The organism is Acinetobacter sp. YH12099, from assembly GCF_013419195.1.
GTDB lineage: Bacteria > Pseudomonadota > Gammaproteobacteria > Pseudomonadales > Moraxellaceae > Acinetobacter > Acinetobacter towneri.
Map to the genome: position 1 here is coordinate 1 of NZ_VPAP01000001.1, position 25,578 is coordinate 25,578.

Sequence of the window (25,578 nt, forward strand, 5' to 3'; positions counted from 1 at the left end):
TCAGCTTGCTTCAAGATACTCATGATCAAGCTGTCTGAATACTTAGATGTTTTCATAGAAAATCTCCTTAAATCAAGGTTATTCGATTTTCTACTTTTAAACTCAATTATTTTTAGGGAGGATTACCCTAGTTTTTCAAGTTATTGACTGCATGTTTAGACCTAGGTCGCATTTTTATTTTGCAAAATAAGAAACAAAGCCAAACATGATTCAATTTAATAATGAATTAATTTAATCTTAGCATGTAAATAATGAGTTTTCTTCATCTTAGTTTTTATTCGATGATATTTACTACGAAATCAATACAATTCCATAGAAATAGTATGGCATTCAGCAAGCATGTTTTAGGCTTCCAACGTGCAGAGCCAAACTAGAATTGAAATTCTTAACCCAAGCCTCGCTTACTCCGACAACTTCTCTCCACAATGTGGGCAGTATTTATAAGGCTCCTGTTCTAAACGCAGCTCTTCTTCACGACGCTCACGAATTAACTGCAATAAAATATCTTGGGTTTGCTCAGTGGTTAAACCGACTTGTTTGCGTAAATCTTCAATTTTTTCTTGATCATTTAACAGATCAATCTCACTATTTTGCAATAGCTCTCTAAATTTCAACCCTAAATGCTGCTTACGTTGTTCAAGTTCGTTGGCTAAACCTGTGGCTAAAATACCTGCAGGCAATGCTGCCAAGCCGACACCCAATACCGTAATTAACGCACCTAAAATTCTGCCCCAAGGGGTAATTGGTGTGACATCGCCATAACCGACTGTGGTTAAAGTCACCACTGCCCACCACATCGAAGCGGGAATTGAGCTAAAGGCTTCAGGCTGTGCCTTGCTTTCCACCACATACACACCTGCGGCAGACATCACAATCATAATAGAGAGAATAAAAATGACTGCCTGAAATGATCCTTTTTCCCGTTCGATCACTCTTAATAAAATTTGCAATGATACAAAGTAACGTGTCAGTTTTAACAAACGCAGCAAACGTAAAATTCTTAGGAACCGTAAATCTAGATGCACAAAGAAGTTAATATAAGCAGGTAGAATCGCCAACAAATCTATAATTGCCCCACCGCTGGTAAGCCATTTTACACGCTGTTTCCACGGCGAAATAAACGGGTCTTTTTCGGCAATACTCCAAATCCGCAGCAAATATTCAAGCGTAAACACTGCGATGGAAAAGTTTTCAAAATGGTCAAAAAATACCTGATAGGCAAGATAGACATCATTCACCGACTCTAAAATAACCGCACTGGCATTGCCTAAAATCAGTAAAATTAAAAAATAGTTAATGCAACGACTAAACCATGTTTCATAGTCATCGTCGTGTAAGTTGTTATAGACAAATTTTCGAAATGTGTACCACGGTGTAAATGCCATACCGAATATTATATTTTAAGGCTTACAGTGATGGCAGTTTAACCGAAGTTTTTCTCAAAACGATAGTATTTTATGTGACGTTAAGCGGGCATTTTTAATGCAGAATTGCAGTATAAGTCATCATTATCCAAATGACTAAACTACTGAATAAACAGCAATGCTAAACGCACCTGATCATAGCCCATGCGTGGACTAGTCGCTTCAACAATCGGGCGCAGTTTAATTGCGCCATCATCGCTGAAGTGCTCTGCATTTTGACGCTTCATTAATCGCTTATAAATTTTACGGACCTCTTCCACCACTTCTTCACCTGGATGTGCCACTGAAATATCCAGATTTTGTTCTTTTTGCAAACGTGCCAAATGGTTGATAATAGTTGCAGGAGTTAAACCTCGCTCTACTGCAATATCCTGAATATCATAACCTTCTTCAAATAAAGCGCGGGTTTCATCTAACGTGGCAGTCGCATAATTGGTTTTTCCACCTTTGGCAATTTTCTTTTCATTGCGCAAAATTTCGGTTTCGTTCAACGTGCCACCACAGTGACGAATAAATGCATTATGTTGTGGTGTTAAATCCATCAGCTCATAGTGCGTTTCAGCTTCTTCAGACAATTCCTGAAAACGGCGGTCAGCCTTAATCGCTAAACTGTCGAGTTCCAAAGCTTGGCTATTAAATCCCAATAAACGCAAACCGCTTAACGATTTTAATCGTGACAACGCCACATAACCCTGCCCTTTTTCAAAAGTATGGCTAAGATTGATTTCTGCCGCTTCTAAGGTCATACCTTGTGATTTGTGGATGGTAATTGCCCATGCCAAACGCAGCGGAATTTGCTGGAAACTGGCAATGGTTTTGCCTGCATCATTATCCACCGACCAAGTTTCAGGCTCGACCAGTAATACTGTGCCATCGGTCAGTTTCACTTTAGGCAAAATGCCGTGATCATCATCTTCTTCAAAGCCAATCACTTCGCCTAAACTGCCGTTAATGTAGCCCATATCAAAGTTGTTTTTAACAAACATCACTTTGGCATGTTTTTTCAGATTTAAAATTTCAGGTGCACGTACTGATGATTTCAGGGTTTCAATCAGTTTTTCATTGCCATCACACACGGCATCAAACTGCTTGCTCTCAGTTTCAATTTCATTCAGATGTTTAAAGTTGATGTTGTCTACATCCATATTATGGGTATATAGACGGGTGAACGTATCCCCAATATCTTGCTGACGAGTTTGTTCCAAAGCCTGAATATGTGCTTGTTCAATATTCTGCGCCCGAATTGCATTTAAAATATCATTTAAATAGTCATCACCCTGACGGTGTTGTTCGGTCAAATAGCACACACGGAACTTGGCTTCTACCCACGCATCCGACATAAAACAAAATTTATCTCGGTTGCGCTCATCATTTTTACCTACAGGTGGTAACTGGAAAAAATCTCCCGCAACAATCACCTGAATGCCGCCAAAGGCTTCATCACTGTCTTTAAAATATTTTAAAACCTGATTGACTAAATTCAGTTGCTTGGCATGCAACATCGAAATTTCATCAATAATCAACACTTGCGCATTTTCTAAATGCTCTTTGAGATATTTGCGCTCTTTCATATTTTTCAGGTCAGCATCTGATAAAAAGTCTTTAATACCAATGCCTGCCCACGTGTGAATGGTCATGCCATTCATGTGCGTTGCAGCAATACCTGTAGATGCAGTGATGGCTACAGGTACTTTACGTGCTTTTAAATAATTGATGTATTGATTCAGGGTATAGGTTTTACCCGCACCAGCAGAGCCTGTTAAAAAGACATTTTCGCCTGCTTTTAAAAGTTTAAGTGCAGTTTCCTGTTTCATAAGACCTATACCATTGCTGAACGGCTATAGCCTAACGAGTTTTTGCCCAAAAGTTAAGGCTCAAGTCTGCGAATACGACAACTGTTGTCTTATGCTTTAGCTTGCAATTGTGGATTCACCCATGCAATAAACTGCTCTGCAATGGTCACCAATAACTGTTCCGCTTTTTGATTATTCGGATATTCCAACTGATCAAATTCAAGCTGTCCTTGCCGAAAATGACACCCCAAGGTCAATTGCTGCGCATAATGTGGCGATGCCATGTGAAAAGCCACATATTGCCCTTCACTCATTAGCTTGGCATAGCTAAGTGCCAAACAGTGTTTAAAGTTTTGTGATTCTTCAATAATACGGTCTAGATGAGTCAGCTCCTCAAAGCACCAACCTGAAAACTTTAGCATCGGCATAGGGCTTTTGGCCTGCCATGCACAGCACTGAATTTCCTTTTTTAATTTGGCCATCAGCTCTGCTTTGTAGACCTGTTGATGCCAACGCACCGCCTGATGAAACAGCCCTAACCAACTCAGACTTTTAGGAATATGCGTATGCGCTGCAAAATATTCTAGTAAATAATCACGCACATAACTGTCAAACACTGAAACTCGCTTATGCTGCGCCCGTAAATAAAAACGCTGCCGAAAATCATCGGGTTGAAGCTGATAACGCTGCAATACCGTATAAAAATCACGCTGCTGCTGACTCTCGGGCTGAATATAATCCAACAAAGTAGGCTGTAAATCCTGTGTGATTTGCTGCAAATAAGTCATATAACTTTGCATGACACGACTCAAACGTCTAAATACATGCTTAACCAAATACTCATCTTGCTGCGCCACGGTTTTAAGCAAACTCACCCATTCATCCAAATACAAAATAGAAGGACTAATCGCAACGCGTGGATCATCTACAGATTGTTTTTCACCACGTGGCATTAGACTGACATTATGTGCATGCGCAAACCAAGCCTGCTGTGTTGCATACACATTACAGCTTTGAATAAACATACGCGCCGCAGAATATTGAAAATATTGCAATGTCGCTAAAATAATACGTGGATGTGCCTGACTACAATCGACAAAACTGAGTGCAGTCACTGCGACCCGCACACTGGTATGCTGCATATTTAAACTGAGCCAATCCAACACTTGCGCAGACTGTTTAAATAGCCAGTTCACCGCTCGTGGATAATCAAATAACGGCAGTTTGGCAACCTTCTTTTGCCAAATTAAAGGGCAGGATTTTAAAAAATGCGGTTTTGCCAATGCATCGGAACGCTGCCAGACTTCTCGGTGCATTAAGCGGGCAAAACCCAGTAAATGACCATGTTCTTCGGCATGCCGATACAACAACTGAATATCATCCTGATGGTCAATTAAATCCTGCAAATTAAAACGCTCAGGAAAGGACACCGTCAAAATACGATACATGGCTTTAGGCAAAAACTGTGCAGCACTAAAACAAAAATCATCATAACTGTGCATTAAGGCTTGCACAGGCAAAAAGGTATCACCCTCAATAAATTCTAAAGCACACAATGCAGATAAGGCCGTTAATGTTTCATCTGGAATGACCGCACCATGCTGTACAGCACCTGTAAAAACAGCATGCTGGGCATAATCAGACTGAATCAAGGCTTGATCTAAAATCTGAGCCTGTACACCATCTAAATGCAGCAGCAACTGTTGAACACGTGCAGCACCATCCACCCACATATAGGCTTGCTGCATAATCAGATGTCGTAATTGCTGCGCCTGATTAAGCAAAAATAAGGAGTGTTGTGGCTTTAAATCACCCGTGTGAAACTGTAAATCATGCAGAAAAAAATCTTCAAACGCTTCTTGATACTGCCCCGCAAACTCAAACTGCGTCTGAATTAAACTAGGGTTAGATTTAGGCGGATAAAATTCAAGGCTAAATAGACCGTTTAGCAATTCAATCCGATGCTGTAAAGGATCAATACGGAACATATTTTGTGCAGTGAGATGCCCAACTAGCTCCATTTGATCTTGATATATTTCTGCGGCCACACTGGAAATACGTACCAATTGCTGTGCAACGGCATGCAATTGGCTATGCTGGCGACTTGGCTGCATACACACTCCTCATGCTTAAGTACGGTCTATCTAAGTTGCATCTTATTTTTATTTAATTGCAGCGACTAGACCAAACTCGTGATTAATCCCTATTTTTTGTTTTTTATTTCCATCTGCAAAAAGTGGACAATTCTTCAATCGAGCTTAAGCCACTTATTAATTGAATTACACCTGAAATTTATGTGAACGGTATCTACACCTTAAAATTAGAGATACAAAAACACTATAAACAAGATTTAAGCCCTTGCCTATAGCCTGCGCACAACTTCAGAAAAAATAAAAACCCATTAAAAAACAAATAAATTTCAATTGATTAGTTTGCATTATTTACTCAGAAAATAGGGTTGGTGTTTGGTAGGTAGGATTTCACCACAAAGCATTGAATACTCAAATCACGGTTCAACACCGCGATAACAACACATTATTCCAATACCCAATGCAAGAAGGAATCTGAGCATGGCTTTTAAAAATATTGCAGATCAAACCAACGGTTTTTATATTCCTTGTGTGTCTCTCTTCGGCCCTGGTTGTGCCAAAGAAATTGGCGTAAGAGCGCAAAATTTAGGTGCTAAAAAAGCCCTGATTGTGACAGATGAAGGACTGTTTAAATTTGGCGTAGCCGATACCATTGCAGGCTATCTCACCGAAGCAGGCGTTGCTAGCCATATCTTTGCAGGTGCTGAGCCAAACCCAACCGACATTAACGTACATAAAGGTGTCGATGCCTACAATGCCAATCAATGCGACTTTATTGTGTCTTTAGGTGGCGGTTCTTCACACGACTGTGCCAAAGGCATTGGCTTAGTTACCGCAGGTGGTGGGCATATTCGTGATTATGAAGGCATTGATAAAAGTACCGTGCCAATGACTCCACTAATTGCCATTAACACCACAGCAGGTACAGCATCGGAAATGACCCGTTTCTGTATCATTACCAATACCGACACGCACGTTAAAATGGCAATTGTCGATTGGCGCTGCACACCACTCATCGCCATTGATGATCCAAAACTCATGATTGCCAAACCTGCAGGTTTAACCGCAGCAACAGGCATGGATGCCTTAACCCATGCTGTAGAAGCCTACGTTTCAACTGCAGCCAATCCTATTACCGATGCCTGCGCTGAAAAAGCTATTCGTATGATTAGCCAGTGGCTTAGCCCTGCCGTGGCAAATGGTGAAAATATTGAAGCACGTGATGCCATGAGCTATGCGCAATATTTGGCTGGTATGGCATTTAATAATGCCTCATTGGGTTATGTGCATGCCATGGCGCATCAACTCGGTGGTTTCTACAACTTGCCGCACGGCGTCTGTAATGCAATTTTACTGCCGCATGTTTGCGAATTTAACCTGATTGCCTGCCCTGAGCGTTATGCAGATATTGCAGAATTGATGGGAGTCAATACTGACGGATTAACCACCACAGAAGCCGCCTATGCCGCGATTGATGCTATTCGTGAACTATCTAGCTCGATTGGTATTCCAACAGGTTTAGCAGAGTTAGGCGTGAAAGAAGATGACTTGGCGATTATGGCTGAAAATGCACAAAAAGATGCCTGCATGCTCACCAACCCACGTAAAGCCAATCATGCACAAGTGGTCGAAATTTTTAAAGCCGCGATGTAATTTGAATCTCCTGCTGAGTGAATCAAGATTTGCTCAGCATCTCCCATCCTTTTTTTCAATTTTCCTCTTTTGCTGTTTTATTTTTATCCTTCCCTTTGGCAGAACCATCTCAGATGCGTTCTGCTTTTTTTGCTGTTCAGAACAAAATGAACTCGCAGCATAAAACTAAAGCGATTTAGATGCAGAGGGTTTGCATAATTCAATTTGACAAATGCGCACAGCTCATCAAGGATATAGTCAAAATAAAATGGATGACGAACACCTTATGCTGTTAAGTAAAAAACAAAAAACAACACCAAGCTATCAACCCGATATTTTGGGTGCCGATTACCAACAAATGACGCTGGATTTTCCATCTGATTATGAAGGCAAAGTGATTGCTACCTTGGTACGCAAAAAAGCCGAACAGGAAACCCGTAAAGCCGTACTTTATATTCATGGTTTTATTGACTATTTTTTTCAAACAGAAATGGCAGACCAGTTTAATCAGCATGGTTATGACTTTTATGCCCTAGATTTACGTAAATATGGGCGTTCGCATTTGTCACATCAAAATTGGTACAATGTGCGCAGCTTGTCTGAATATGATGCAGAAATTTCCGCTGCACTTGAGCAAATTGCCACAGAAGAACATGACTCAGTAATTTTGGCAGGACATTCAACAGGTGGATTAATCACCACGTTATATGTGGCACATCATCCCAATCATCCACTGATTCGTGGTTTATGGTGCAACAGCCCTTTTTATGATTTCAATATGAGCGAGATTGAGAAAAAATTCGGCATTCCTCGTTTAAGCCAATTGGGCAAATTGCTGCCAGAAATGAAATTTCCAAGCCGCCTTAATCCATTTTATGTACCAAGTCTACACAAACAATATCATGGTGAATGGTTATTTAATTTGGAATGGAAGAAACCGCGTTATCCAAAAGTGCGATTAAGTTTTGTTCGTGCAATTCATGAAGCGCAAAAAGAAATTCATGCCAGTGTGCATTTGGGTGTACCCACCTTAATTATGCATGCGAGTCAAAGTAGTTATCCACGCCAATGGAATGAGATTGCGCAACGCACTGACGTAATTTTAAATGTTGCAGATATGCAAAAATATGGGCATCACATGCATGGCGATATTCAGCTTTGCCAAATTGAAGATGGCGTGCATGATTTGGTGCTTTCTGCGCCAGAAGTCCGCGCGGAAGTGTATCAGTCCTTGTTTGACTGGTTAAACCGCAAAGGGCTGTAAAAACTAAAAAAAACAGTAAGACTAAAGGACAGTGAAATGAAAGCCTAAAGACTTGATTCGTCATTTAGGCTTTGTATTTTAATAAAATTTGATGTGCAGGATGATGCTTTGGCATCAGTTCAATTAAACGCTCTACCGCATCAATCGCTTCAGGGCTATGCGCCAAATGTTTCAGCAATACATCGGTATCTTGTGCATTAAAAATGGCATCACTCAGGCGTGATTCTAAACAATCTCGCCATGCGCATAAAAATGGACTTTCAGTTTTCGCCAAAAATACCCCTGCACACGTTTGCAAGGCAGACTGCACATAACCTGCATCTAAAGCCTGCTCAGCTTGTAAAAAATCGGCTTCAATATGCGCCAAAACTCGGTAAGGACGCGAGCCGAGCATCCCCCCTAAAATATCGCGTAATTGCGACATTTCAGCTTTTAGCGTTCCCATGCTGACTTTACGCTCACCATATAGTGCTTGGTGTAAAGTGTCTAAACTCATGCCTTGTGAGCAAAGTGCCAAAATCACCAATATTTCAATTTGACGCGGTGTCATCACTACCACTTTGCCATTAAATAACACCTGTGGCACACGAAACGCGCGAATATAAAGCTGCTGTTTTTGCTGTTCCAGCAACGCATTTTGAATTAAAGAAGCACAGCGCTCTGCTGCCAACAAACCCAAACTGTTATGATTTTTCCAAGTGGTCGATAAATCAATCACGCCCAACACTTGTTTGGAATGTGGGTCTAAAATTGGTGCAGCATAACAAACCCAGTCATGTAACGATGACATATAATGTTCACTGGAAAACACACAACTGGCTTGCTGAGTTTTGAGTGACAAAGCCAAAGCATTGGTACCCACCAACTCTTCACGCCACTGTCCACCCTCTACAAAATGTACTCGTTCCGCCACATTACGCATTTGAGCGCTCGCTGCCGTCCAAATAATCGTACTGCCCACATCGCCCACGGCTGCCACCATGTCGGACTGCTGCGCGATATGTTTTAAATCTTCTGCGCAATTTTGCACAGCTCTCTGTAAAGCCGAACCGCCTTGCGGATGCGATAAACTGGAATTTAACGGAGCAGCCTGCCGATCTACAGGAATTTCTGCAATTTCAGAGCGTTGCCAAGAATTTAAAATACTTTGCTGAATTTGCTGCGCATGCAGCGGCGATAAACTACTGCTTTGTCTAAACCGTTCAATATGCAGTTTTTTTTCCAATAGATCTTGTTTTTTCATCATGACTGATTCTCACAATCCTGTGGGCATTACATCCATTGTACTGCTTACTTTTGTAAGGATTTGTTCGCTGCTTGTAAACCTGCAACTTTCCAACCTTTTTCCAACCTTATATTGGTATGCTAATCAAATAACGTACTAAAGTACCTTATACCTTAGCCGTAAATTTAACCTGATTTTAGACACAGGATTGTGATAAAAGGTAAAGATGACGGCAGATTATAAAAAACCATCAAAGGAAGAGAATTATGCGTTACGTAGATCCCAATCAACCCGGTTCAAAAGTTCAATTTAAAGCACAATACGAAAACTTTATTGGTGGCGAGTGGGTCGCCCCTGTAAAAGGCGAATACTTTGAAAATATCTCTCCTGTAGATGGCAAAGTATTTACCAAAGTCCCACGCTCATCGGCAGAAGACATTGAACTGGCTTTAGATGCAGCCCATAAAGCCAAAGCACAATGGAACAGCTCATCTCCAACCACACGCTCCAACATTCTGCTTAAAATTGCAGATCGTTTAGAACAAAATCTAGAATTATTGGCAGTGGCAGAAACATGGGATAATGGTAAGCCTGTTCGGGAAACATTGGCTGCCGACATTCCATTGGCGATTGACCATTTCCGTTATTTTGCAGGCTGTATTCGTGCCCAAGAAGGCGGAATTTCTGAAATTGATGAAGATACCATTGCCTATCACTTTCATGAGCCGTTGGGCGTTGTGGGGCAAATTATTCCATGGAACTTCCCAATTTTAATGGCAACATGGAAACTTGCACCTGCTTTGGCTGCGGGTAACTGTATTGTACTTAAACCTGCGGAGCAAACCCCTGCTAGTATTTTAGTTTTGGTCGAACTGATTCAAGATTTATTGCCAGCAGGCGTATTAAACGTAGTCAATGGTTATGGTGTAGAAGTGGGTCGCCCATTGGCAACCAATCCACGTATTGCCAAAATTGCATTCACAGGTTCAACCCAGGTCGGTCAATTGATCATGCAATACGCCACTGAAAACATCATTCCAGTGACTTTAGAGCTTGGTGGTAAATCTCCAAATATTTTCTTTGAAGATATTATGGCGCAAGATGACGACTACTTAGACAAAGCACTCGAAGGCTTTGCTATGTTTGCGCTGAATCAGGGTGAAATTTGTACTTGTCCATCACGTGCGCTCGTACAGGAAAGTATTGCTGACCGTTTCCTTGAAAAAGCCATTGAACGTGTTAAACGTATTAAAACAGGTCACCCGCTTGATACTGAAACTATGATTGGTGCGCAGGCATCGCAAGAACAACAAAACAAAATCTTGGGTTGTATTGCGACAGGTCGTGCCGAAGGTGCGCAAGTTTTAACAGGTGGCGGTGAACGTCATGAAGTTGGCAGTGGTTTCTATATTGAGCCGACAATTTTCAAAGGCACCAATGACATGAAAATTTTCCAAGAAGAAATTTTCGGCCCAGTGCTTTCTGTGACTACATTTAAAGACTTTGATGAAGCCATTAAAATTGCCAATGACACCATTTACGGTTTAGGTGCAGGTGTTTGGTCACGTTCTGCGCACACTTCTTACCGTGCAGGCCGTGCTATTCAGGCGGGTCGCGTTTGGACGAACTGTTACCACATCTACCCTGCGCATGCCGCTTTCGGTGGTTATAAAAAATCAGGTATTGGCCGTGAAAACCACAAGATGATGTTAGAACATTATCAACAAACCAAGAACTTGTTGGTGAGCTACTCAACTAAACCTGCTGGCTTCTTCTAAGTTGGTTAATTCAACCTTAACATGATGAATGAAAATGCGAACTTCGGTTCGCATTTTTTATGTTTTGGATATACGAATGGACAAAAAGTAAAATAAAAAAGCCATTCATCCAAACAGATTTTAAAGCCATAGACCTCAAGTTGCTGACATTAAAATCATGGATAAAAATCACAGACATAAAAAAGCACCATTTTTAAAATGATGCTTTTTGATCAAATCATTACTACTTATTTTTTAGCAGCTACAGATGCTTCAGTAGTGATGTTAACAGTAATTTTATCACCCACGTTTGGTACATAGCTTGCGATACCAAATGCAGAACGGTTGAATGATGTTGTTGCATTAAAACCAACAGTCGCTGCCTGAGTCATTGGGTGTGGACCTTGTTTGTTCAATACTGCGTCAAGTACCACTGGCTTAGTTACACCTTTAACTGTTAAATCACCTGTGATTTTAAAGTTTTTCTTGTCTTGAGTTTCAACTTTTGTACTTTTAAAAGTAATGGTTGGATATTTTGCTGCATCAAACCAATCTGCTGCCATTAAGTGCTCATCTAAAGCTTTTACGTTGGTGTTGATGCTACTTAATGGAATCGTCACATTCACAGATGAGTTAGCAGGTTTTTTCTCATCAATGTTGATAGTACCTTGAATGTCTGAGAAGTTACCTGATGGCGTAGAAAAACCGAAGTGATCCCAAGTAAATACAGTAGCAGTATGCGTTGGGTCAATTTGATAAGCCACTGGTTTAGCCATTGTCATTGTTGCTGCAGACGCGATAGCCAAACCTAAAGCAATTGATTTCATGTTCATATTGTTCATCTCTAAAAGTGTTGATACGTTTCAATGAGGTTTAGTTTATAGATTTTTGCTGCAAATACAGGATTAAAGATAAAACAGTATGTTGCATGACTGAAACGATAAATTTGTAAAAATATGCATGCGCGTTTTACATCGCTGTTGCAGGGCTGCGATATTGAATAAAACCTGTTCTTTTTGCGACACGATCATACAACTGCCGTGCCTGTAAATTATCTTCATGAGTCAGCCAATATACCCGATCACATTCACGCTGTTGCGCTGTTTGATTCACCTGCTGAATAAGCTGCTGAGCAATTCCCATCCCTCTGTACTCAGGCAAGGTATATAAATCTTGCAAATAGGCATAAGGTTTAAGCGTCCAGCAACTGTCATGTTCAATTACATGCACAATGGCGACAACTTGAGTTTGATATACGGCAGCCAAGCCATAAATATAAGGTCGTTGAGGATCAGTTAGTTTTGACCAAGTCTGTTGTGTCACGTCATCACTGAGTTGCACCCGATAAAATTGCTGATAGCCTTGCCAAAGTGCTTGCCATTGTTCAAACTGAATTCCGCTTAACGGCACAATATCTATTTTTTGACTTAGTTATGCTGTACTTGTGTTGTCTGCATGCTTGGATATTGCCTAATTGTTATATCTTGAAATGCTTGATGATTCACATTGAATATTATGCTTAGGCTATTTTATAAACTATTTTTCAGCAATAAAAAAAGCTTTACCCTACGCATAGAATAAAGCTATTTTTGACGATACACCATTTAATGCACCGCATTCATCGCAATAGATTAAAGCTTCTCAATCAAAATACGATCAACTTGCTTTAAGCCTGATTGCTTTTCATGGTTCTTACGGCGAATTTTGATTTGCTGATCTTCAGCCAAATCCTGTAACAACAACTCTACCGCCACCATAGCTTCAAGTGGTAAATCTTGTCCAATCCACTTTTGCTCACCCGCATCCATTAAAGTGACTTCATCATTAATTTGCTCGTACAAACTCATTTCTCATCTCACTCAATTACACAGAGGTTTATTCACAAACCTGACTTACACTGACAAAATTTGTTGGATCATCACATCGAATACCAAACAAATATGCAAAAATAAAAGACGTCCCTTTGCAGGAACGCCTTTAAAAACACTGGATTAAAAAATTAAGCTGTTAATTCTTTTACTGCAGCAACAACCGCTTCAGTGGTAATGCCAAAGTACTGATACAAGTCTTTTGCAGGTGCAGATTCACCATAAGTTGTCATACCAATAACTTTACCGTCTAAGCCGACAAACTTCCACCAGTAGTCTACATGCGCTGCTTCAACCGCAACACGTGCGCGAATATGTGATGGCAATACCGCTTCACGATATGCTGCATCTTGCTTCACAAATTCTTCTGCACACGGCATAGACACAACACGTACACCTTCAAGCTGCGCGTATGCTTCCATTGCCAAGCCCACTTCTGAACCTGTTGCAATAATAATGGCTTTCAATTCACCTTTTTCTTCAGCCAAGACATAACCACCTTTTGCCACGTTCTCAATTTGCGCTTGAGTACGAGTTTGGAATGGCAAGTTTTGACGTGAGAAAATTAAAGCAGTTGGACCTTCGCTGCGTACTAATGCAGATTTCCAAGAAATAGCCGCTTCAACGGTATCTGCAGGACGCCATGTATTTAAGTTTGGCGTACCACGTAAAGATGCAATTTGTTCAATCGGTTGGTGTGTTGGACCATCTTCACCCAAACCAATCGAGTCGTGGGTATACACATGAATCACACGTTGCTTCATTAATGCAGACATACGCACGGCATTACGCGCATATTCCATAAACATTAAGAATGTTGCAACGTAAGGAATGAAACCACCGTGAAGTGCTACACCATTTGCAATAGCAGTCATACCAAACTCACGTACGCCATAATGCACGTAGTTCCCTGCTGCATTGTCCTGAACGCCTTGGCAACCCTTCCAAAGGGTTAAGTTTGAACCTGCCAAGTCTGCAGAACCACCCAATAATTCAGGCAATAATGGGCCAAATGCTTGCAAAGTATTTTGGCTGGCTTTACGCGTTGCAATCGTTTCAGCTTTAGCATTGGTTTCAGCAATAAACGCATCTGCCTGCGCGATGAATTCTGCAGGTAGTTCACCGCTTAAACGGCGTTTAAGTTCAGCAGCTTCCGTTGGATATTTTGCTGCATAGGCATCAAAAGTTGTATTCCATGCTGCTTCTGCTTCTGCACCTTTCGCTTTAGCATCCCAAGCGGCATATACATCTTCAGGAATAACAAATGCTTCATCTGTCCAGCCTAATGCTTGACGCGTCAAAGCGATTTCATCATGGCCTAATGGCGCACCGTGACAGTCTTCTTTACCTTGTTTGTTTGGCGAACCTAAACCAATAACAGTTTTACAAATAATAATAGTCGGTTTTTGCGTTTCAGCTTTTGCTTCAACTGTTGCCGCACGAATTGCATCGGCATCGTGACCATCAACTTTTAAGACTTGCCAGCCGTAAGATAAGAAACGTTGTTCGGTATCGTCAGAGAACCAGCCTTCTACTTCACCATCAATAGAAATGCCGTTGTCATCATAATAAACAACCAGCTTGCCTAAACCTAAAGTACCTGCCAATGAACATGCTTCGTGTGAAACACCTTCCATTAAGCAACCATCACCCAAGAAACAGTAAGTGAAATGGTCTACAACCTGAATATCTTCTTTATTAAATTGTGCAGCCAGTGTTTTTTCTGCTAAAGCAAAACCAACAGCATTGGCAATCCCCTGACCGAGTGGACCAGTGGTGGTTTCAATCCCTGGTGCATAACCTAATTCTGGGTGGCCAGGTGTTTTAGAGTGTAACTGACGGAACGCTTTTAAATCTTCGATTGAAAGATCATAACCTGTTAAATGTAACAACGCATATTGCAACATTGAACCATGACCATTAGACAGTACAAAACGGTCGCGGTTTGCCCATTGTGGATTGGTTGGGTTGTGATTCAAAAATTCACGCCACACCACATCGGCAATATCTGCCATCCCCATCGGTGCACCTGGATGTCCTGAATTTGCTTTTTGCACAGCATCCATTGCCAATACACGAATTGCGTTTGCAATACGACGTTCGTTAAGCGGGGTCGTCATAGGTCAGAGTCCACAAAAAATCGTTAAATAGAAGAAGATGAATAGAATTCAAAACAGCCGCTATTCTCTCAAAAAAACGCCTGAGGGGTAAAGCCTATGCAACAATATTTCCGCATTAATTCCCATTCAGAGTATTTTTCGTGCAAATTCAAAGACGTTTTCACGTTTATAACAACAAGAAAATAGCTAATTGCCGTGTTAAGCTCTATTCTTGGCAAAATTCTAAAGTATAGATATTTCAATTTATAGACGCAGGATGGAATTGTGATGTCGCTCTTGCAGCAACTCCAATCAAATGCCTAGCAACAAGTTAAAACACAACAGTATTCTGTAGAAATAATAGACAGATTTTAACACACCTTGAATTTTATTCACTTTTCACACAATAAATTGAATCACAGCCATCGTCCAAAATTTTAAAACAGCTTTTGAAAATGCAGCTTGATGCAGATAAAGTCAATTCAAAGTCTTTAAATTACCCATCTACAATATTGTTTTTAAAAATGATTCACCACTTAAAAACAAGGTGCTCCTTAGTTTAAAATTATGACAGCATACTTTAGCCAACATGAATATTTTTGAGTCACAATATAGTCATACCGATACTTTATCTATTTTTTAGCTAAAGATATGCGATAAAAAGTCATTGAATTGAAATAAATTCAGCCAATTTAGTCGTAATGCGCTAGTCCTAAAGTCTAACTCGATGTAACATATTGCGTCTTTTGAATTTAACTGTGATAGGACTTATGCGCGAGTACGCTGTATTTACCTCGGAATCTGTAAGCGAAGGCCATCCAGATAAAATGGCTGACCAAATCAGTGATGCCATTTTGGATGCAATCTTAAAAGAAGACCCTTATGCGCGGGTTGCTTGTGAAACGCTTGTAAAAACGGGTGCGGTTGTACTGGCAGGTGAAATCACAACAACTGCAAATGTCGATTTTGAAGCCGTTGTTCGTCAAACCGTAAATGGCATTGGTTACCATCATTCTGACTTAGGTTTTGATGGTTCAACCTGTGCGGTCATTAACATGATTGGTAAACAATCACCTGAAATTGCACAAGGTGTAGACCGTCAAAAGCCTGAAGATCAAGGCGCAGGTGACCAAGGTTTGATGTTTGGTTACGCCAGCCGTGAAACTGATGTATTAATGCCTGCCCCAATTTCTTACGCACACCGCTTAATGGAAAAGCAAGCTGAATTACGTCGCAGTGGTGCTTTGCCGTGGTTACGCCCAGATGCAAAAAGTCAGGTGACTTTTGCTTATGAAAATGGTGTGCCTGTACGTTTGGACGCGGTGGTGTTATCTACTCAGCACGATCCTGAAATTTCGCAAATTCAGCTTAAAGAAGCGGTAATTGAAGAAATTGTGAAAAAAGTGATTCCTGCAGAAATGTTCCATGCAGACACCAAATTCCACATCAACCCAACAGGTATGTTTGTGATTGGCGGCCCTGTCGGTGACTGCGGTTTAACTGGTCGTAAAATCATTGTCGATACTTACGGCGGCATGGCACGTCATGGTGGCGGTGCATTCTCTGGTAAAGACCCATCTAAAGTTGACCGTTCTGCTGCTTACGCAGGTCGTTATGTTGCAAAGAATATTGTGGCAGCTGGCTTGGCAGACAAATGTGAAATTCAGGTGTCTTATGCTATTGGTGTTGCAGAGCCAACGTCAATTTCAATCAACACCTTCAACACTGCAAAAGTGGCAGATGAGTTGATTATTGCTTTAGTACGTGAACACTTCGATTTACGTCCATACGGCATTACCAACATGTTGAACCTGTTACAACCAATGTATAAACAGACTGCAGCTTATGGCCACTTTGGTCGTCAAGGTTCTGACACTGCATTTACATGGGAAAAAACCGACAAAGTTGAGGCGTTAAAAGCTTCTGCAGGTCTGTAATGTAAAACTTTTCAGTTTTATCAAGCTCACTTCGGTGGGCTTTTTTATGCCTAAAATTTAGCTGTCAAACCACAATATACAAAATACGAATATGTTATAGTGAATCATTCCTGAGATTTTTTAAATACTCATCTAAGATAATGATGTAGGAGTTTATTATGGCGGTTATTCTTCAAGTCGATTTCCCTTCTGAAGGCCCATTTGGCGAAAGCATGAGCCAAGCGTACCGTGAACTTGCAGAAAGCATTAACCTAGAAACTGGCATGCTTTGGAAAATTTGGACTGAGAACGGTCAAACACAGGAAGCAGGTGGAATCTATCTGTTTGATCATGCGGCCAATGCTGAACGCTATTTAAAAATGCACACTGCACGTTTAGAAAGTTTTGGCGTGAAGGATATTCGTGGCAAGATTTTTGAGGTGAATGCTGCACTGTCTGCAATCAACCAAGCTGACTTCTTAAGTCGCTAATCTTTTTAAATTGCTCATCCATATTGAAGAATAAAATGGTGAGTCTCTTCAATATTGAAAAAACAGTTGAATAAAATCCTGAGCCATTTAATGACTCAGGATTTTTTGAAATCTTGTATAGACGAAATAAGCGTTAAGCTTGGATGCAGCACTTATTGGGTACGAATCACCTCAAGCACCGATTGTTGCACGGGCACTTCTTGATGATCTTGCAAATAAACATGCACGACTTTAAACACAACGGCTGCTGCCAAGCATGCCAAAATACAGAATAACCAGAAACCATAAGGACTACGAATATTGTGTGAACCACAAGTACCACATTCTTTTTCTGATGATTCCACCACCCGATTGCAACATGCGCAACGATACTGATGATACAGCATAGGTATTCTCCTACTTCACTGTAATTCTTGTTTTTATTGTTACACCATCTACCCTGATGCAGTGTAATTTTGTTTAAGCAACTGTGACACTTTGTAGCCTGCATCCTTTGCGATGATTTAACTGACACAATCGCTTGTGAATTAGAATGTCAAAGTTCTGCTATTCGCGCAAATCGTATTTTTGAATAAACAGTCACTTTATCCATCTAAAATAGGTATGCCATGCTAAAATTCTGCATGCTCGATTACTTGAAGTTTAGACTCAAGCTTGGCTTTCAGCACATATTTTTTTATTACACGGAGTAAAGTTAAAGTGGTGCAACTCATTAAAAAAGGTGGCTTGCGAGAACGTGCCAACCGTAGTCGTAAATACCAAGGTTCGGAAAATACCGAAGCAACTTTGCAATCAAACCGTACTTATCAGCCCAATCATTTAGATAAAACTGAAAACACGACTGCAACCGAAATACTGAATGAAAAATCGTCAAACTTGGCTTTGGACAACATCAAATCATCTAACTAATTGGCATCAAAACCTATGTTTTAAAACATACGCAGTGCATCTAACCACAACCACACAGCAAATAATAAAAATAATCCGCCCGAGACCATATCAATATAACTGCCTGAACGCTGATATAACTTTTTCATTTTTGGTGTCGAAAGTAGCAACATAAATAATGTAAATGTCACAAAAGTTTGGATTGGAATAATCACTGCCAATTGGGCTTTTAAAGATGCACTTGCCGATGAACTCAGCGCCAAAGCAAATACGCTGCTAAAATAAATTAAGGTTTTCGGATTAGATAAATTGGTGAATAGACCCAATAAAAAGTAGTTTTTTGCGGCTGGAATTTGCACTTGAGTATCATCAAACTGTTTACGCTGCTGCCAACTATGCCAACCACCCGACAACATGCCCCATCCCATTTTGGCAAGAAATAAACCGCCAATCAGCATTAAGACTTGCTGAATCCAAGGAAACTGCTGCACCAAAACCGTAAAACCCAATAGGGTCAGCACTACCCACACCACAATCCCCGATGAAATGCCCGCAATAATCTGCAAGGTATTACGACGGGTATTGCTGGCTGCACTTTTGGCAATTAATAAAACATCTGGGCCTGGGCTAAGCTGTGCCACAAAATGCAGCGAACAAATGGTGAATAACAAAGACATAAATACATTAGGAGAATTGAAAGTCCGATTATACCTTGTGCAGCAAGAGAATAAATAAGGCTTTAAAATAGGCCTCTCAATATTTGAATATTTACCCAAAAACACACATAAAAAAAACCGAATCAGCACGATTCGGTTTGATATCAAGCATCACCTATATTATTTAGGTGGATTGACATCTTTCATTTCAATTTTTTTCGCATCGGGGGTAATTTCACGTGCTTCACCATCAATAATACTGGAATCACGACCACCACCCTGCTGATTTTGCATGTCTTGCATTTGGCGCATTAAATCTGCAAACGGGTTTTGACCTGCTCCGCCCATGCCATTCATATCGCCCATCATGCCACCCATCATTTGATCCATCATGGCTTGCTGACGTTTCATCATGGCTTTCATCATTGCCGCTTTAAAGGCATTTTGTACGGCAGGAATCATCACCAGCAATGCCAAAACATCGCTAATTAATCCTGGAATCATCAATAAAAAACCCGCAAAAATTTTAGGTAAATTATTGCTCAGCGCAGGATCGGCACTCATCTGCCCCATTTGCATTTGCTGCATTTGTGGCATCACGCCTGCAGAATATTTACGAATCAGGTTCAAACCAATGAAGAAAGCAGCGACAAACCAAAAGAACACGTACCACATGCTCCCCACTAGGTCGCCCACACCAATCCAGACGAAGACTTCAAGAACTAAGCCAATTAGAACAATAAGAAATAATTTCATGAAAATTAATCTAATCTCAACAAAATAAATAAAATGCAGTAACCAAGTGCTTCATCGGGATCAAGCTTTTTGATTCGCTGTTGTTTAAATATGGGCATTATTGTATTTTTAAAGGTTAAGTCTGTCATTAATATTTTCATCATCACCCAATAACAGACTTAATACGTCTATATATTTAAACGATAAAGATAAAAATATGCGGCATAAGCCAATAATAACCACAACGCAATAAAAACTGATGCTGCAATATAACTGCTCGGTTTTTGACTGATCGCATCGGCTTGTAAGCGACAACGCTGCATTACTTCAGCAGGTACTAAACGCAATACCAACATGATGCCCAATGGCACTAAAATCAGGTCAACTAAATAACCCAAAACAGGTATAAAGTCTGGAATTAAATCAATGGGAGAAATGGCATAAGCAGCGACCAACAATGCCAAAAGCTTTGCCATAAACGGTGTTTCAGGATCACGTGCGACAAACCAAACCGCATAAACATTTCGTTTAATTTGCTTCGCCCACTGTTTTAGCCTATCAATCCACTTCATTGCCACTCTCATTTGCTACCGTATATAAAATATACACCTCAAAACTTAAAATAAAATGAAGTCCAAAATTGAAAATGTGGCGTGGGATACATTCCAATGGTTTAAACAGCAGCTTACTGACCGAATGTTTTGAAATTACTCCACACAAAAGAGATTTAAACTCCTATAATTCAACTTGATGTAATTTTTTAAGGCTTGGCATGTCACTTATTATTGGAATCGACCCTGGTTCTCGTCTAACGGGCTACGGCATTATTGAACGTGATGGCGCTAAATTACGTTTTGTAGATGCAGGAACCATTCGCACCGAAACCAGTGAAATGCCTGAACGCTTAAAACGGATTTTTGCAGGGATTGAACGGATTGTGAAATTTCATGGCCCGACTGAAGCTGCAGTTGAACAAGTGTTTATGGCGCAAAACCCAGACTCTGCCTTGAAATTGGGACAGGCTCGTGGTGCAGCGATTGCCGCTTTGGTGAATTTAGATTTACAAGTGGCGGAATATACCGCCCGTCAAATTAAACAATCTGTCGTGGGTTATGGCGCTGCCGATAAAGAACAAGTACAAATGATGGTCATGAAACTATTAAATCTATCCATTAAACCACAACAAGATGCTGCCGATGCTTTGGCTGCTGCAATTTGCCATGCTCATGCATCAGGCAGCATGACCAAATTGGCTGTGCTCAATGCCTTGGGCGGTATGGCTCGCGGGCGCAGTCGCTCAAGCTCCAGACGTCGCTAAATCAGCATCGCCATCGCTTATATTTTACCGATTCACAACCTGATAAATCGCTTGGCTCATGTGCTGTGCCTGTAAACCGCGCATGCCCTGCTGTGCCAATACATCCCCCGCCAAGGCATGTAACATGACAATTTCATGCAATTGAATTTTATGATGAAACTGGGCTTTTAAACTGGCAATCATGCCTGCCAACACATCGCCCATACCACCTGTACCCATACCAGGATTGCCTGCGGTACAAATCCACAATGAACTTGCTTGCGGTTCTGTAGATGCAGCTTGCAAAGTCAAACTACCTGAACCTTTTAACACCCAATCGCCTGCATAGCGTTGCTGCAATTGCTGAATCGCGGCAATACGGTCTGCTTCAATGGCTGCAACCGTAGTATTGAGCAAGGTCGCAGCCTCACCTGAATGTGGTGTGGCATAACTGTTCGGTTTTAGTTGGGCTGGATGATGCGATGAATGCGCTTGTTTCGCCAAAAACCACAAGGCATCGGCATCGTAAACTACTTCTACCTCGGACTGATTTAGTGCGGCAAACCAGTCTGCATAATGCTGTTCTGCCCAAGCATCTCGTCCTAGTCCCATCCCTAAACTCACGGCATCGACCTGTGAAATTAAGTGCTGAATTTCTGCGCCTGTCAGTGCGTCTATATCCCGCAACATTAAATTCGGCGCACGGCTTAATATCGCCACATGATGTTTGGCATGACAGACCACAGTCACTTTCCCTGCACCTGCGCTCGATGCGGCTTCTGCAGCCATCATCACCGCACCACCCATTTGCGCATGTCCGCCCACAATCAACACATGCCCATAACTGCCTTTGTGTCCAAAAGCCTGCCGTGCGGGTAATTGAATCAAATGTGGTGTGAGTTGGGCCAACGCTTTGAGTTCTGCATCGACTGGAATCAAATCTAGCACATCGACCTGCCCCGTATATTCCTGTGCCTGCCCTGTAAATAACCCTGCTTTCAAACCCAAAGCTGTAAAGGTGTAATCGGCTTTAATTGCACATGGCAACGGCTGACCCGTGTTGGCATTTAAACCGCTTGGAATATCAACCGCAATTTTTAAACCCGCTTGTTGATTCATTGCGTGAATAAGCGACTGCCACTCATCATTTAAAGGACGATCTAAACCAATACCAAATAATGCATCAATATAGCAGTCATAACTTTGTTGAAATGCAAAACCTTGAATTATATTGACTTGTTCTGTCTGAGCTTCTAAAAAAGCCTGATGTAAATCTGCCGATGAACCGCGTGTTGCGGCATAAATATCGACTTGAAAACCTGCTTGTTTTAAATATTTTGCAGTTAAATAGCCATCGCCTGCGTTATTGCCTTGTCCACAACACACAGCAATTTTTTGTATTGTAGATGGCTGTTTTGCAAAAATTTTGCGAATTTGTAAATGCAGTGTCCACGCCACTTGCTGCATTAAACCGTAAGAACTATTTTGACGGGCAAACCAGCGCTGCTCCCACGCTTGAATACTTTGACTATGATAAACAGGGCTATGGTACACTTGCTGCGGCATTTTCTTCCTTTCTATTTTGTTATGGCAACATCCACCACTTCAGCACATATTTCTCTGCATCAAGACGATCCAGCCGCCTTGAAAGCGTGGATTAAAGCTCAAGCTTTGGCGCTTGGTTTTGCTGATTGTGTCATTGCCAAACCAGATGCTCAAGCAGAATTAGCACGTTTTCAGGAATATTTAAAACGTGGCTATCATGGCGATATGAAGTTTCTAGAAGAAAATTTAGACAAGCGCGCTAATCCCACACTGTTAGTCCCGAATACAAAAAGTATTATTTGTGTGCGCATGAATTATTTGGTGGAAACACCACGTCCACGACACATTCCCGATGCACCTAACTCTGCAATTATTGCCCGTTATGCACGTGGGCGCGATTATCACAAAGTCATGCGCGGACGCCTAAAAACTCTTGCCACCCGTATTCGTGAAAAAGTGGGCGAGTTTGAATCACGCCCCTTTGCGGACTCAGCCCCGATTTTTGAAAAGTCGTTGGCTGAAAGTGCTGGCATGGGTTGGACAGGTAAACATACCTTACTGATTCATAAAAAATCTGGGTCATTTTTTGTATTGGGTGAGCTGTTTACTTCACTAGATTTGCCTTTTGATCCACCTGCAACATCGCATTGCGGCTCTTGCACAGCCTGCATCGACATTTGCCCAACGCAAGCCATTGTTGAACCTTATATGTTAGATGCGCGTAAATGTATTGCTTATTTGACCATTGAATATCAGGGTATCATTCCTGAAGAATTACGTCGTGGCATTGGTAATCGGGTGTTTGGTTGTGATGATTGCCAACTGATTTGCCCGTGGAATAGCTTTGCTCAAGTCACCACGGTGGAGGATTTTCATCCCCGACATGCCTTAGATCAGGTCAGCTTGCTAGATTTATGGCAATGGGATGAAAGCACATTTTTAGCCAAAACCGAAGGTAGTCCATTACGTCGTACAGGCTATCAAAGTTTTATGCGTAATATTGCAATCGGGCTTGGAAATGCCCCATTTTCAGCACAGATTTTACAAACTTTGCAGCAAACGCGTGCACAGCATAATGAGATTGTGCAAATCCATATTGATTGGGCGATTCAGGAACAACTCCTTAAACAGTCTAAATTTTAAACAAAAATCATATCCAAAACCGTGCGATATTTTGACTGCAGGTTACTTGCCAATTTATGCAGTTAACTGAATTTTAGTGACCAATTCATTGCAAAATAAAAATCCATAAAAATAAATTTTGCAGCTAAATAACAGTAAAATTGCTTAAGTTTGCGACTAAATCGACTGCATATTTTTGTTTCCACACTGTCGAATATTAGCCATGAAATTGGGAGATTATGCCTTTCTGATTCAAACTATTTGTGTATGATACAGACTATGAATAATAGGGATGATGGACTTTTACTTATGTCAGTACGCAATGATTGGACTCGAGAAGAAATTCAGCAGTTATATGAACAACCTTTTCTGGATTTAGTCTTTGAAGCACAGCGTGTGCATCGCCAACATTTTGCTGCCAATACCGTACAAGTCAGTACCTTATTGTCTATTAAAACAGGCAAATGCCCTGAGGACTGCAAATATTGCTCGCAATCTGCGCATTATGATTCACAGCTTGAAGCTGAAAAACGTATTGCAGTGGATAAAGTCATTCAGGAAGCCAAAGAAGCTTTAGCATCAGGTTCTTCACGTTTTTGTATGGGCGCTGCTTGGCGTAATCCGCATGAACGTGATATGCCGTATGTTTTAGAAATGGTGCGTGAAGTCAAAGCTCTAGGCTTAGAAACTTGCATGACTTTAGGGATGTTGAATCAATCTCAGGCAGAACGCTTAAAAGATGCAGGTTTGGATTATTACAACCACAACCTAGACACATCGCGTGAATATTATCCGAATGTCATTAGTACTCGTAGCTTTGATGACCGCTTAAATACTTTGGATATTGTGCGTCAAACAGGTATGAAAGTGTGTAGTGGCGGTATTGTCGGTTTAGGTGAAGATACCCAAGACCGTATTGGTTTGTTACATGAATTGGCGACTTTACCGTTACACCCTGAATCTGTGCCAATCAATATGTTAGTTCCGATTGAAGGTACACCACTGGCTGAAGTCGAAAAGCTAGATGTGATTGAATGGATTCGTACTATTGCAGTTGCACGTATTATCATGCCAAACAGCTATATTCGTTTGTCTGCAGGGCGTGAATCGTTGTCTGATTCAGATCAGGCGTTGGCATTTATGGCAGGTGCGAACTCGTTATTCTCAGGTGAAAAGCTTTTAACCACACCAAACGCAGGCGAAGGCAAAGACAAACAATTGTTCCAAAAATTAGGCTTAGTGCCTGAACGTGCCAAGCCAACCGTTTCTGAGTTGTCGGTAGATGCGATGGCAATGGCTTAAAATTTTAGCACCCATCCAAATGTACAAAGTCCCTAAAAGGGACTTTGTTTTTTATGCAGCAAAATAAGTTTATGCGGCAACGCTTTTAAGAGGTAATTAAAATTCCGTAACTGGCATTTAAATACTGCCCTGTTTTAATAATATCTACCCCGTTGGCATGTTCTACCGTCAGTTGTTGCTGAATCGCATCATAATAAAACCGATCATAACAATCCTGATGATGCAGCAACCACGTCAAAGTATCTGCTAGATTGTCATCTACAATATACGTTTTTTCTTGAAAGTTTTTAGCCATAAATACAGTCAGTTCAATATTTCTAGATACAGAATTTTAAGCGGAATACCTTGTGGGATAAAGTACGCGAAGGATAGAAAATTCAATAGCACGCTTGGTTAAATCACATTTCAAACGGGATGAGGAGTATATCCATCAAAGGATGTCGCATTATATATGTAGTTTTGAAGATGGATAAA

23 protein-coding genes are annotated in these 25,578 nt (G+C 41.0%); 9 read left to right on the top strand and 14 right to left on the bottom strand.

Translation table 11 applies throughout. The features are described from left to right. Positions 1-401 precede the first annotated feature (401 nt). The 3 genes from FTU39_RS00005 to FTU39_RS00015 all read right to left on the bottom strand — a co-directional run bounded on the left by FTU39_RS00005 (position 402) and on the right by FTU39_RS00015 (position 5,331). Positions 402-1,385 (bottom strand): ion transporter, encoded by a 984-nt coding sequence (locus FTU39_RS00005; RefSeq protein ID WP_096901190.1) that lies wholly within the window; start codon positions 1,383-1,385, stop codon positions 402-404. Between the two features lie 140 nt (positions 1,386-1,525). Beyond that, the gene (locus FTU39_RS00010; protein ID WP_180051572.1) at positions 1,526-3,238 is read right to left on the bottom strand and encodes an AAA family ATPase; all 1,713 of its coding nucleotides are present in this window, start codon (positions 3,236-3,238) and stop codon (positions 1,526-1,528) included. Between the two features lie 89 nt (positions 3,239-3,327). Beyond that, positions 3,328-5,331 carry a hypothetical protein gene (locus FTU39_RS00015; protein ID WP_180051573.1) on the bottom strand — a complete coding sequence of 668 codons (2,004 nt, stop codon included), beginning with the start codon at positions 5,329-5,331 and terminating at the stop codon, positions 3,328-3,330. Between the two features lie 456 nt (positions 5,332-5,787). On the opposite strand from FTU39_RS00015, the gene FTU39_RS00020 reads away from it, so the two are divergent. Both FTU39_RS00020 and FTU39_RS00025 read left to right on the top strand, forming a co-directional pair. Continuing rightward, positions 5,788-6,960: an iron-containing alcohol dehydrogenase gene (locus FTU39_RS00020; RefSeq protein WP_004976867.1), complete on the top strand. Its 1,173-nt coding sequence runs from the start codon at positions 5,788-5,790 to the stop codon at positions 6,958-6,960. Positions 6,961-7,207: 247 nt separating this feature from the next. Then, entirely contained in the window at positions 7,208-8,203 is a 996-nt protein-coding gene (locus tag FTU39_RS00025; RefSeq protein ID WP_179990127.1) for an alpha/beta hydrolase, read from the top strand. A gap of 64 nt (positions 8,204-8,267) precedes the next feature. On the opposite strand, the gene FTU39_RS00030 is transcribed toward FTU39_RS00025, so the two are convergent. Further along, on the bottom strand, positions 8,268-9,449 hold the full coding sequence (locus FTU39_RS00030; protein WP_180051574.1) for a transcriptional regulator: 1,182 nt from the start codon (positions 9,447-9,449) through the stop codon (positions 8,268-8,270). A 245-nt stretch (positions 9,450-9,694) separates the two neighbouring features. Here FTU39_RS00030 and FTU39_RS00035 point away from each other — a divergent pair, with 245 nt between their 5' ends. Continuing rightward, a complete protein-coding gene (locus FTU39_RS00035) occupies positions 9,695-11,206 on the top strand; it encodes an aldehyde dehydrogenase family protein (RefSeq protein ID WP_004976873.1) in 1,512 nt (503 codons plus the stop codon). A 227-nt stretch (positions 11,207-11,433) separates the two neighbouring features. Here the strand turns inward: FTU39_RS00035 and FTU39_RS00040 are convergent, their stop codons facing one another. The 4 genes from FTU39_RS00040 to tkt form a co-directional block, all read right to left on the bottom strand. Then, positions 11,434-12,018, bottom strand: a complete 585-nt coding sequence (locus tag FTU39_RS00040) for a YceI family protein (RefSeq protein WP_004976875.1) — start codon at positions 12,016-12,018, stop codon at positions 11,434-11,436. 136 nt (positions 12,019-12,154) lie between these two features. After that, complete coding sequence (locus FTU39_RS00045) at positions 12,155-12,595, bottom strand: GNAT family N-acetyltransferase (protein WP_004976877.1); 441 nt, start codon at positions 12,593-12,595, stop codon at positions 12,155-12,157. A 221-nt stretch (positions 12,596-12,816) separates the two neighbouring features. Beyond that, complete coding sequence (locus tag FTU39_RS00050) at positions 12,817-13,032, bottom strand: hypothetical protein (protein WP_004976879.1); 216 nt, start codon at positions 13,030-13,032, stop codon at positions 12,817-12,819. 152 nt (positions 13,033-13,184) lie between these two features. Further along, positions 13,185-15,173: a transketolase gene (gene tkt / locus FTU39_RS00055; RefSeq protein WP_004976881.1), complete on the bottom strand. Its 1,989-nt coding sequence runs from the start codon at positions 15,171-15,173 to the stop codon at positions 13,185-13,187. A gap of 749 nt (positions 15,174-15,922) precedes the next feature. Between tkt and metK the strand changes: the two genes are divergently transcribed. After that, complete coding sequence (gene metK / locus FTU39_RS00060; protein WP_004976883.1) at positions 15,923-17,089, top strand: methionine adenosyltransferase; 1,167 nt, start codon at positions 15,923-15,925, stop codon at positions 17,087-17,089. A 158-nt stretch (positions 17,090-17,247) separates the two neighbouring features. Then, positions 17,248-17,559 (top strand): monooxygenase, encoded by a 312-nt coding sequence (locus FTU39_RS00065; protein WP_096901196.1) that lies wholly within the window; start codon positions 17,248-17,250, stop codon positions 17,557-17,559. 152 nt (positions 17,560-17,711) lie between these two features. On the opposite strand, the gene FTU39_RS00070 is transcribed toward FTU39_RS00065, so the two are convergent. Continuing rightward, a complete protein-coding gene (locus FTU39_RS00070; RefSeq protein WP_372238839.1) occupies positions 17,712-17,942 on the bottom strand; it encodes a hypothetical protein in 231 nt (76 codons plus the stop codon). Between the two features lie 316 nt (positions 17,943-18,258). Between FTU39_RS00070 and FTU39_RS00075 the strand changes: the two genes are divergently transcribed. After that, a complete protein-coding gene (locus FTU39_RS00075) occupies positions 18,259-18,468 on the top strand; it encodes a hypothetical protein (protein WP_154320816.1) in 210 nt (69 codons plus the stop codon). 20 nt (positions 18,469-18,488) lie between these two features. Here FTU39_RS00075 and FTU39_RS00080 read toward each other — a convergent pair whose 3' ends face one another. The 3 genes from FTU39_RS00080 to FTU39_RS00090 form a co-directional block, all read right to left on the bottom strand. Beyond that, complete coding sequence (locus tag FTU39_RS00080) at positions 18,489-19,124, bottom strand: LysE family transporter (RefSeq protein ID WP_004976890.1); 636 nt, start codon at positions 19,122-19,124, stop codon at positions 18,489-18,491. Positions 19,125-19,283: 159 nt separating this feature from the next. After that, entirely contained in the window at positions 19,284-19,859 is a 576-nt protein-coding gene (locus tag FTU39_RS00085; protein WP_004976892.1) for an FxsA family protein, read from the bottom strand. Positions 19,860-20,026: 167 nt separating this feature from the next. Next, a complete protein-coding gene (locus FTU39_RS00090; RefSeq protein WP_180051575.1) occupies positions 20,027-20,410 on the bottom strand; it encodes a YkvA family protein in 384 nt (127 codons plus the stop codon). A 200-nt stretch (positions 20,411-20,610) separates the two neighbouring features. On the opposite strand from FTU39_RS00090, the gene ruvC reads away from it, so the two are divergent. After that, the gene (ruvC, locus tag FTU39_RS00095) at positions 20,611-21,156 is read left to right on the top strand and encodes a crossover junction endodeoxyribonuclease RuvC (RefSeq protein WP_004976895.1); all 546 of its coding nucleotides are present in this window, start codon (positions 20,611-20,613) and stop codon (positions 21,154-21,156) included. 24 nt (positions 21,157-21,180) lie between these two features. Here the strand turns inward: ruvC and FTU39_RS00100 are convergent, their stop codons facing one another. After that, the gene (locus tag FTU39_RS00100) at positions 21,181-22,701 is read right to left on the bottom strand and encodes an NAD(P)H-hydrate dehydratase (RefSeq protein WP_180051576.1); all 1,521 of its coding nucleotides are present in this window, start codon (positions 22,699-22,701) and stop codon (positions 21,181-21,183) included. A gap of 21 nt (positions 22,702-22,722) precedes the next feature. Between FTU39_RS00100 and queG the strand changes: the two genes are divergently transcribed. Both queG and bioB read left to right on the top strand, forming a co-directional pair. Continuing rightward, a complete protein-coding gene (queG, locus tag FTU39_RS00105) occupies positions 22,723-23,823 on the top strand; it encodes a tRNA epoxyqueuosine(34) reductase QueG (protein ID WP_154320819.1) in 1,101 nt (366 codons plus the stop codon). 288 nt (positions 23,824-24,111) lie between these two features. Beyond that, the gene (gene bioB / locus FTU39_RS00110; RefSeq protein ID WP_104851863.1) at positions 24,112-25,104 is read left to right on the top strand and encodes a biotin synthase BioB; all 993 of its coding nucleotides are present in this window, start codon (positions 24,112-24,114) and stop codon (positions 25,102-25,104) included. Between the two features lie 85 nt (positions 25,105-25,189). Here bioB and FTU39_RS00115 read toward each other — a convergent pair whose 3' ends face one another. Further along, positions 25,190-25,399 carry a hypothetical protein gene (locus FTU39_RS00115; protein WP_004976903.1) on the bottom strand — a complete coding sequence of 70 codons (210 nt, stop codon included), beginning with the start codon at positions 25,397-25,399 and terminating at the stop codon, positions 25,190-25,192. Positions 25,400-25,578 lie beyond the last annotated feature (179 nt).

Bases quoted from the DNA above. Each gene is read 5' to 3' on its own strand.
- FTU39_RS00030 (WP_180051574.1), bottom strand. From the start codon at position 9,449: ATGATGAAAAAACAAGATCTATTGGAAAAAAAACTGCATATTGAACGG.
- tkt (WP_004976881.1), bottom strand. From the start codon at position 15,173: ATGACGACCCCGCTTAACGAACGTCGTATTGCAAACGCAATTCGTGTA.
- FTU39_RS00100 (WP_180051576.1), bottom strand. From the start codon at position 22,701: ATGCCGCAGCAAGTGTACCATAGCCCTGTTTATCATAGTCAAAGTATT.
- FTU39_RS00020 (WP_004976867.1), top strand. From the start codon at position 5,788: ATGGCTTTTAAAAATATTGCAGATCAAACCAACGGTTTTTATATTCCT.
- metK (WP_004976883.1), top strand. From the start codon at position 15,923: ATGCGCGAGTACGCTGTATTTACCTCGGAATCTGTAAGCGAAGGCCAT.
- FTU39_RS00050 (WP_004976879.1), bottom strand. From the start codon at position 13,032: ATGAGTTTGTACGAGCAAATTAATGATGAAGTCACTTTAATGGATGCG.
- FTU39_RS00010 (WP_180051572.1), bottom strand. From the start codon at position 3,238: ATGAAACAGGAAACTGCACTTAAACTTTTAAAAGCAGGCGAAAATGTC.
- FTU39_RS00005 (WP_096901190.1), bottom strand. From the start codon at position 1,385: ATGGCATTTACACCGTGGTACACATTTCGAAAATTTGTCTATAACAAC.
- FTU39_RS00040 (WP_004976875.1), bottom strand. From the start codon at position 12,018: ATGAACATGAAATCAATTGCTTTAGGTTTGGCTATCGCGTCTGCAGCA.
- ruvC (WP_004976895.1), top strand. From the start codon at position 20,611: ATGTCACTTATTATTGGAATCGACCCTGGTTCTCGTCTAACGGGCTAC.
- FTU39_RS00080 (WP_004976890.1), bottom strand. From the start codon at position 19,124: ATGTCTTTGTTATTCACCATTTGTTCGCTGCATTTTGTGGCACAGCTT.
- FTU39_RS00015 (WP_180051573.1), bottom strand. From the start codon at position 5,331: ATGCAGCCAAGTCGCCAGCATAGCCAATTGCATGCCGTTGCACAGCAA.
- FTU39_RS00025 (WP_179990127.1), top strand. From the start codon at position 7,208: ATGGATGACGAACACCTTATGCTGTTAAGTAAAAAACAAAAAACAACA.
- FTU39_RS00035 (WP_004976873.1), top strand. From the start codon at position 9,695: ATGCGTTACGTAGATCCCAATCAACCCGGTTCAAAAGTTCAATTTAAA.
- FTU39_RS00090 (WP_180051575.1), bottom strand. From the start codon at position 20,410: ATGAAGTGGATTGATAGGCTAAAACAGTGGGCGAAGCAAATTAAACGA.
- FTU39_RS00115 (WP_004976903.1), bottom strand. From the start codon at position 25,399: ATGGCTAAAAACTTTCAAGAAAAAACGTATATTGTAGATGACAATCTA.
- bioB (WP_104851863.1), top strand. From the start codon at position 24,112: ATGTCAGTACGCAATGATTGGACTCGAGAAGAAATTCAGCAGTTATAT.
- FTU39_RS00085 (WP_004976892.1), bottom strand. From the start codon at position 19,859: ATGAAATTATTTCTTATTGTTCTAATTGGCTTAGTTCTTGAAGTCTTC.
- queG (WP_154320819.1), top strand. From the start codon at position 22,723: ATGGCAACATCCACCACTTCAGCACATATTTCTCTGCATCAAGACGAT.
- FTU39_RS00065 (WP_096901196.1), top strand. From the start codon at position 17,248: ATGGCGGTTATTCTTCAAGTCGATTTCCCTTCTGAAGGCCCATTTGGC.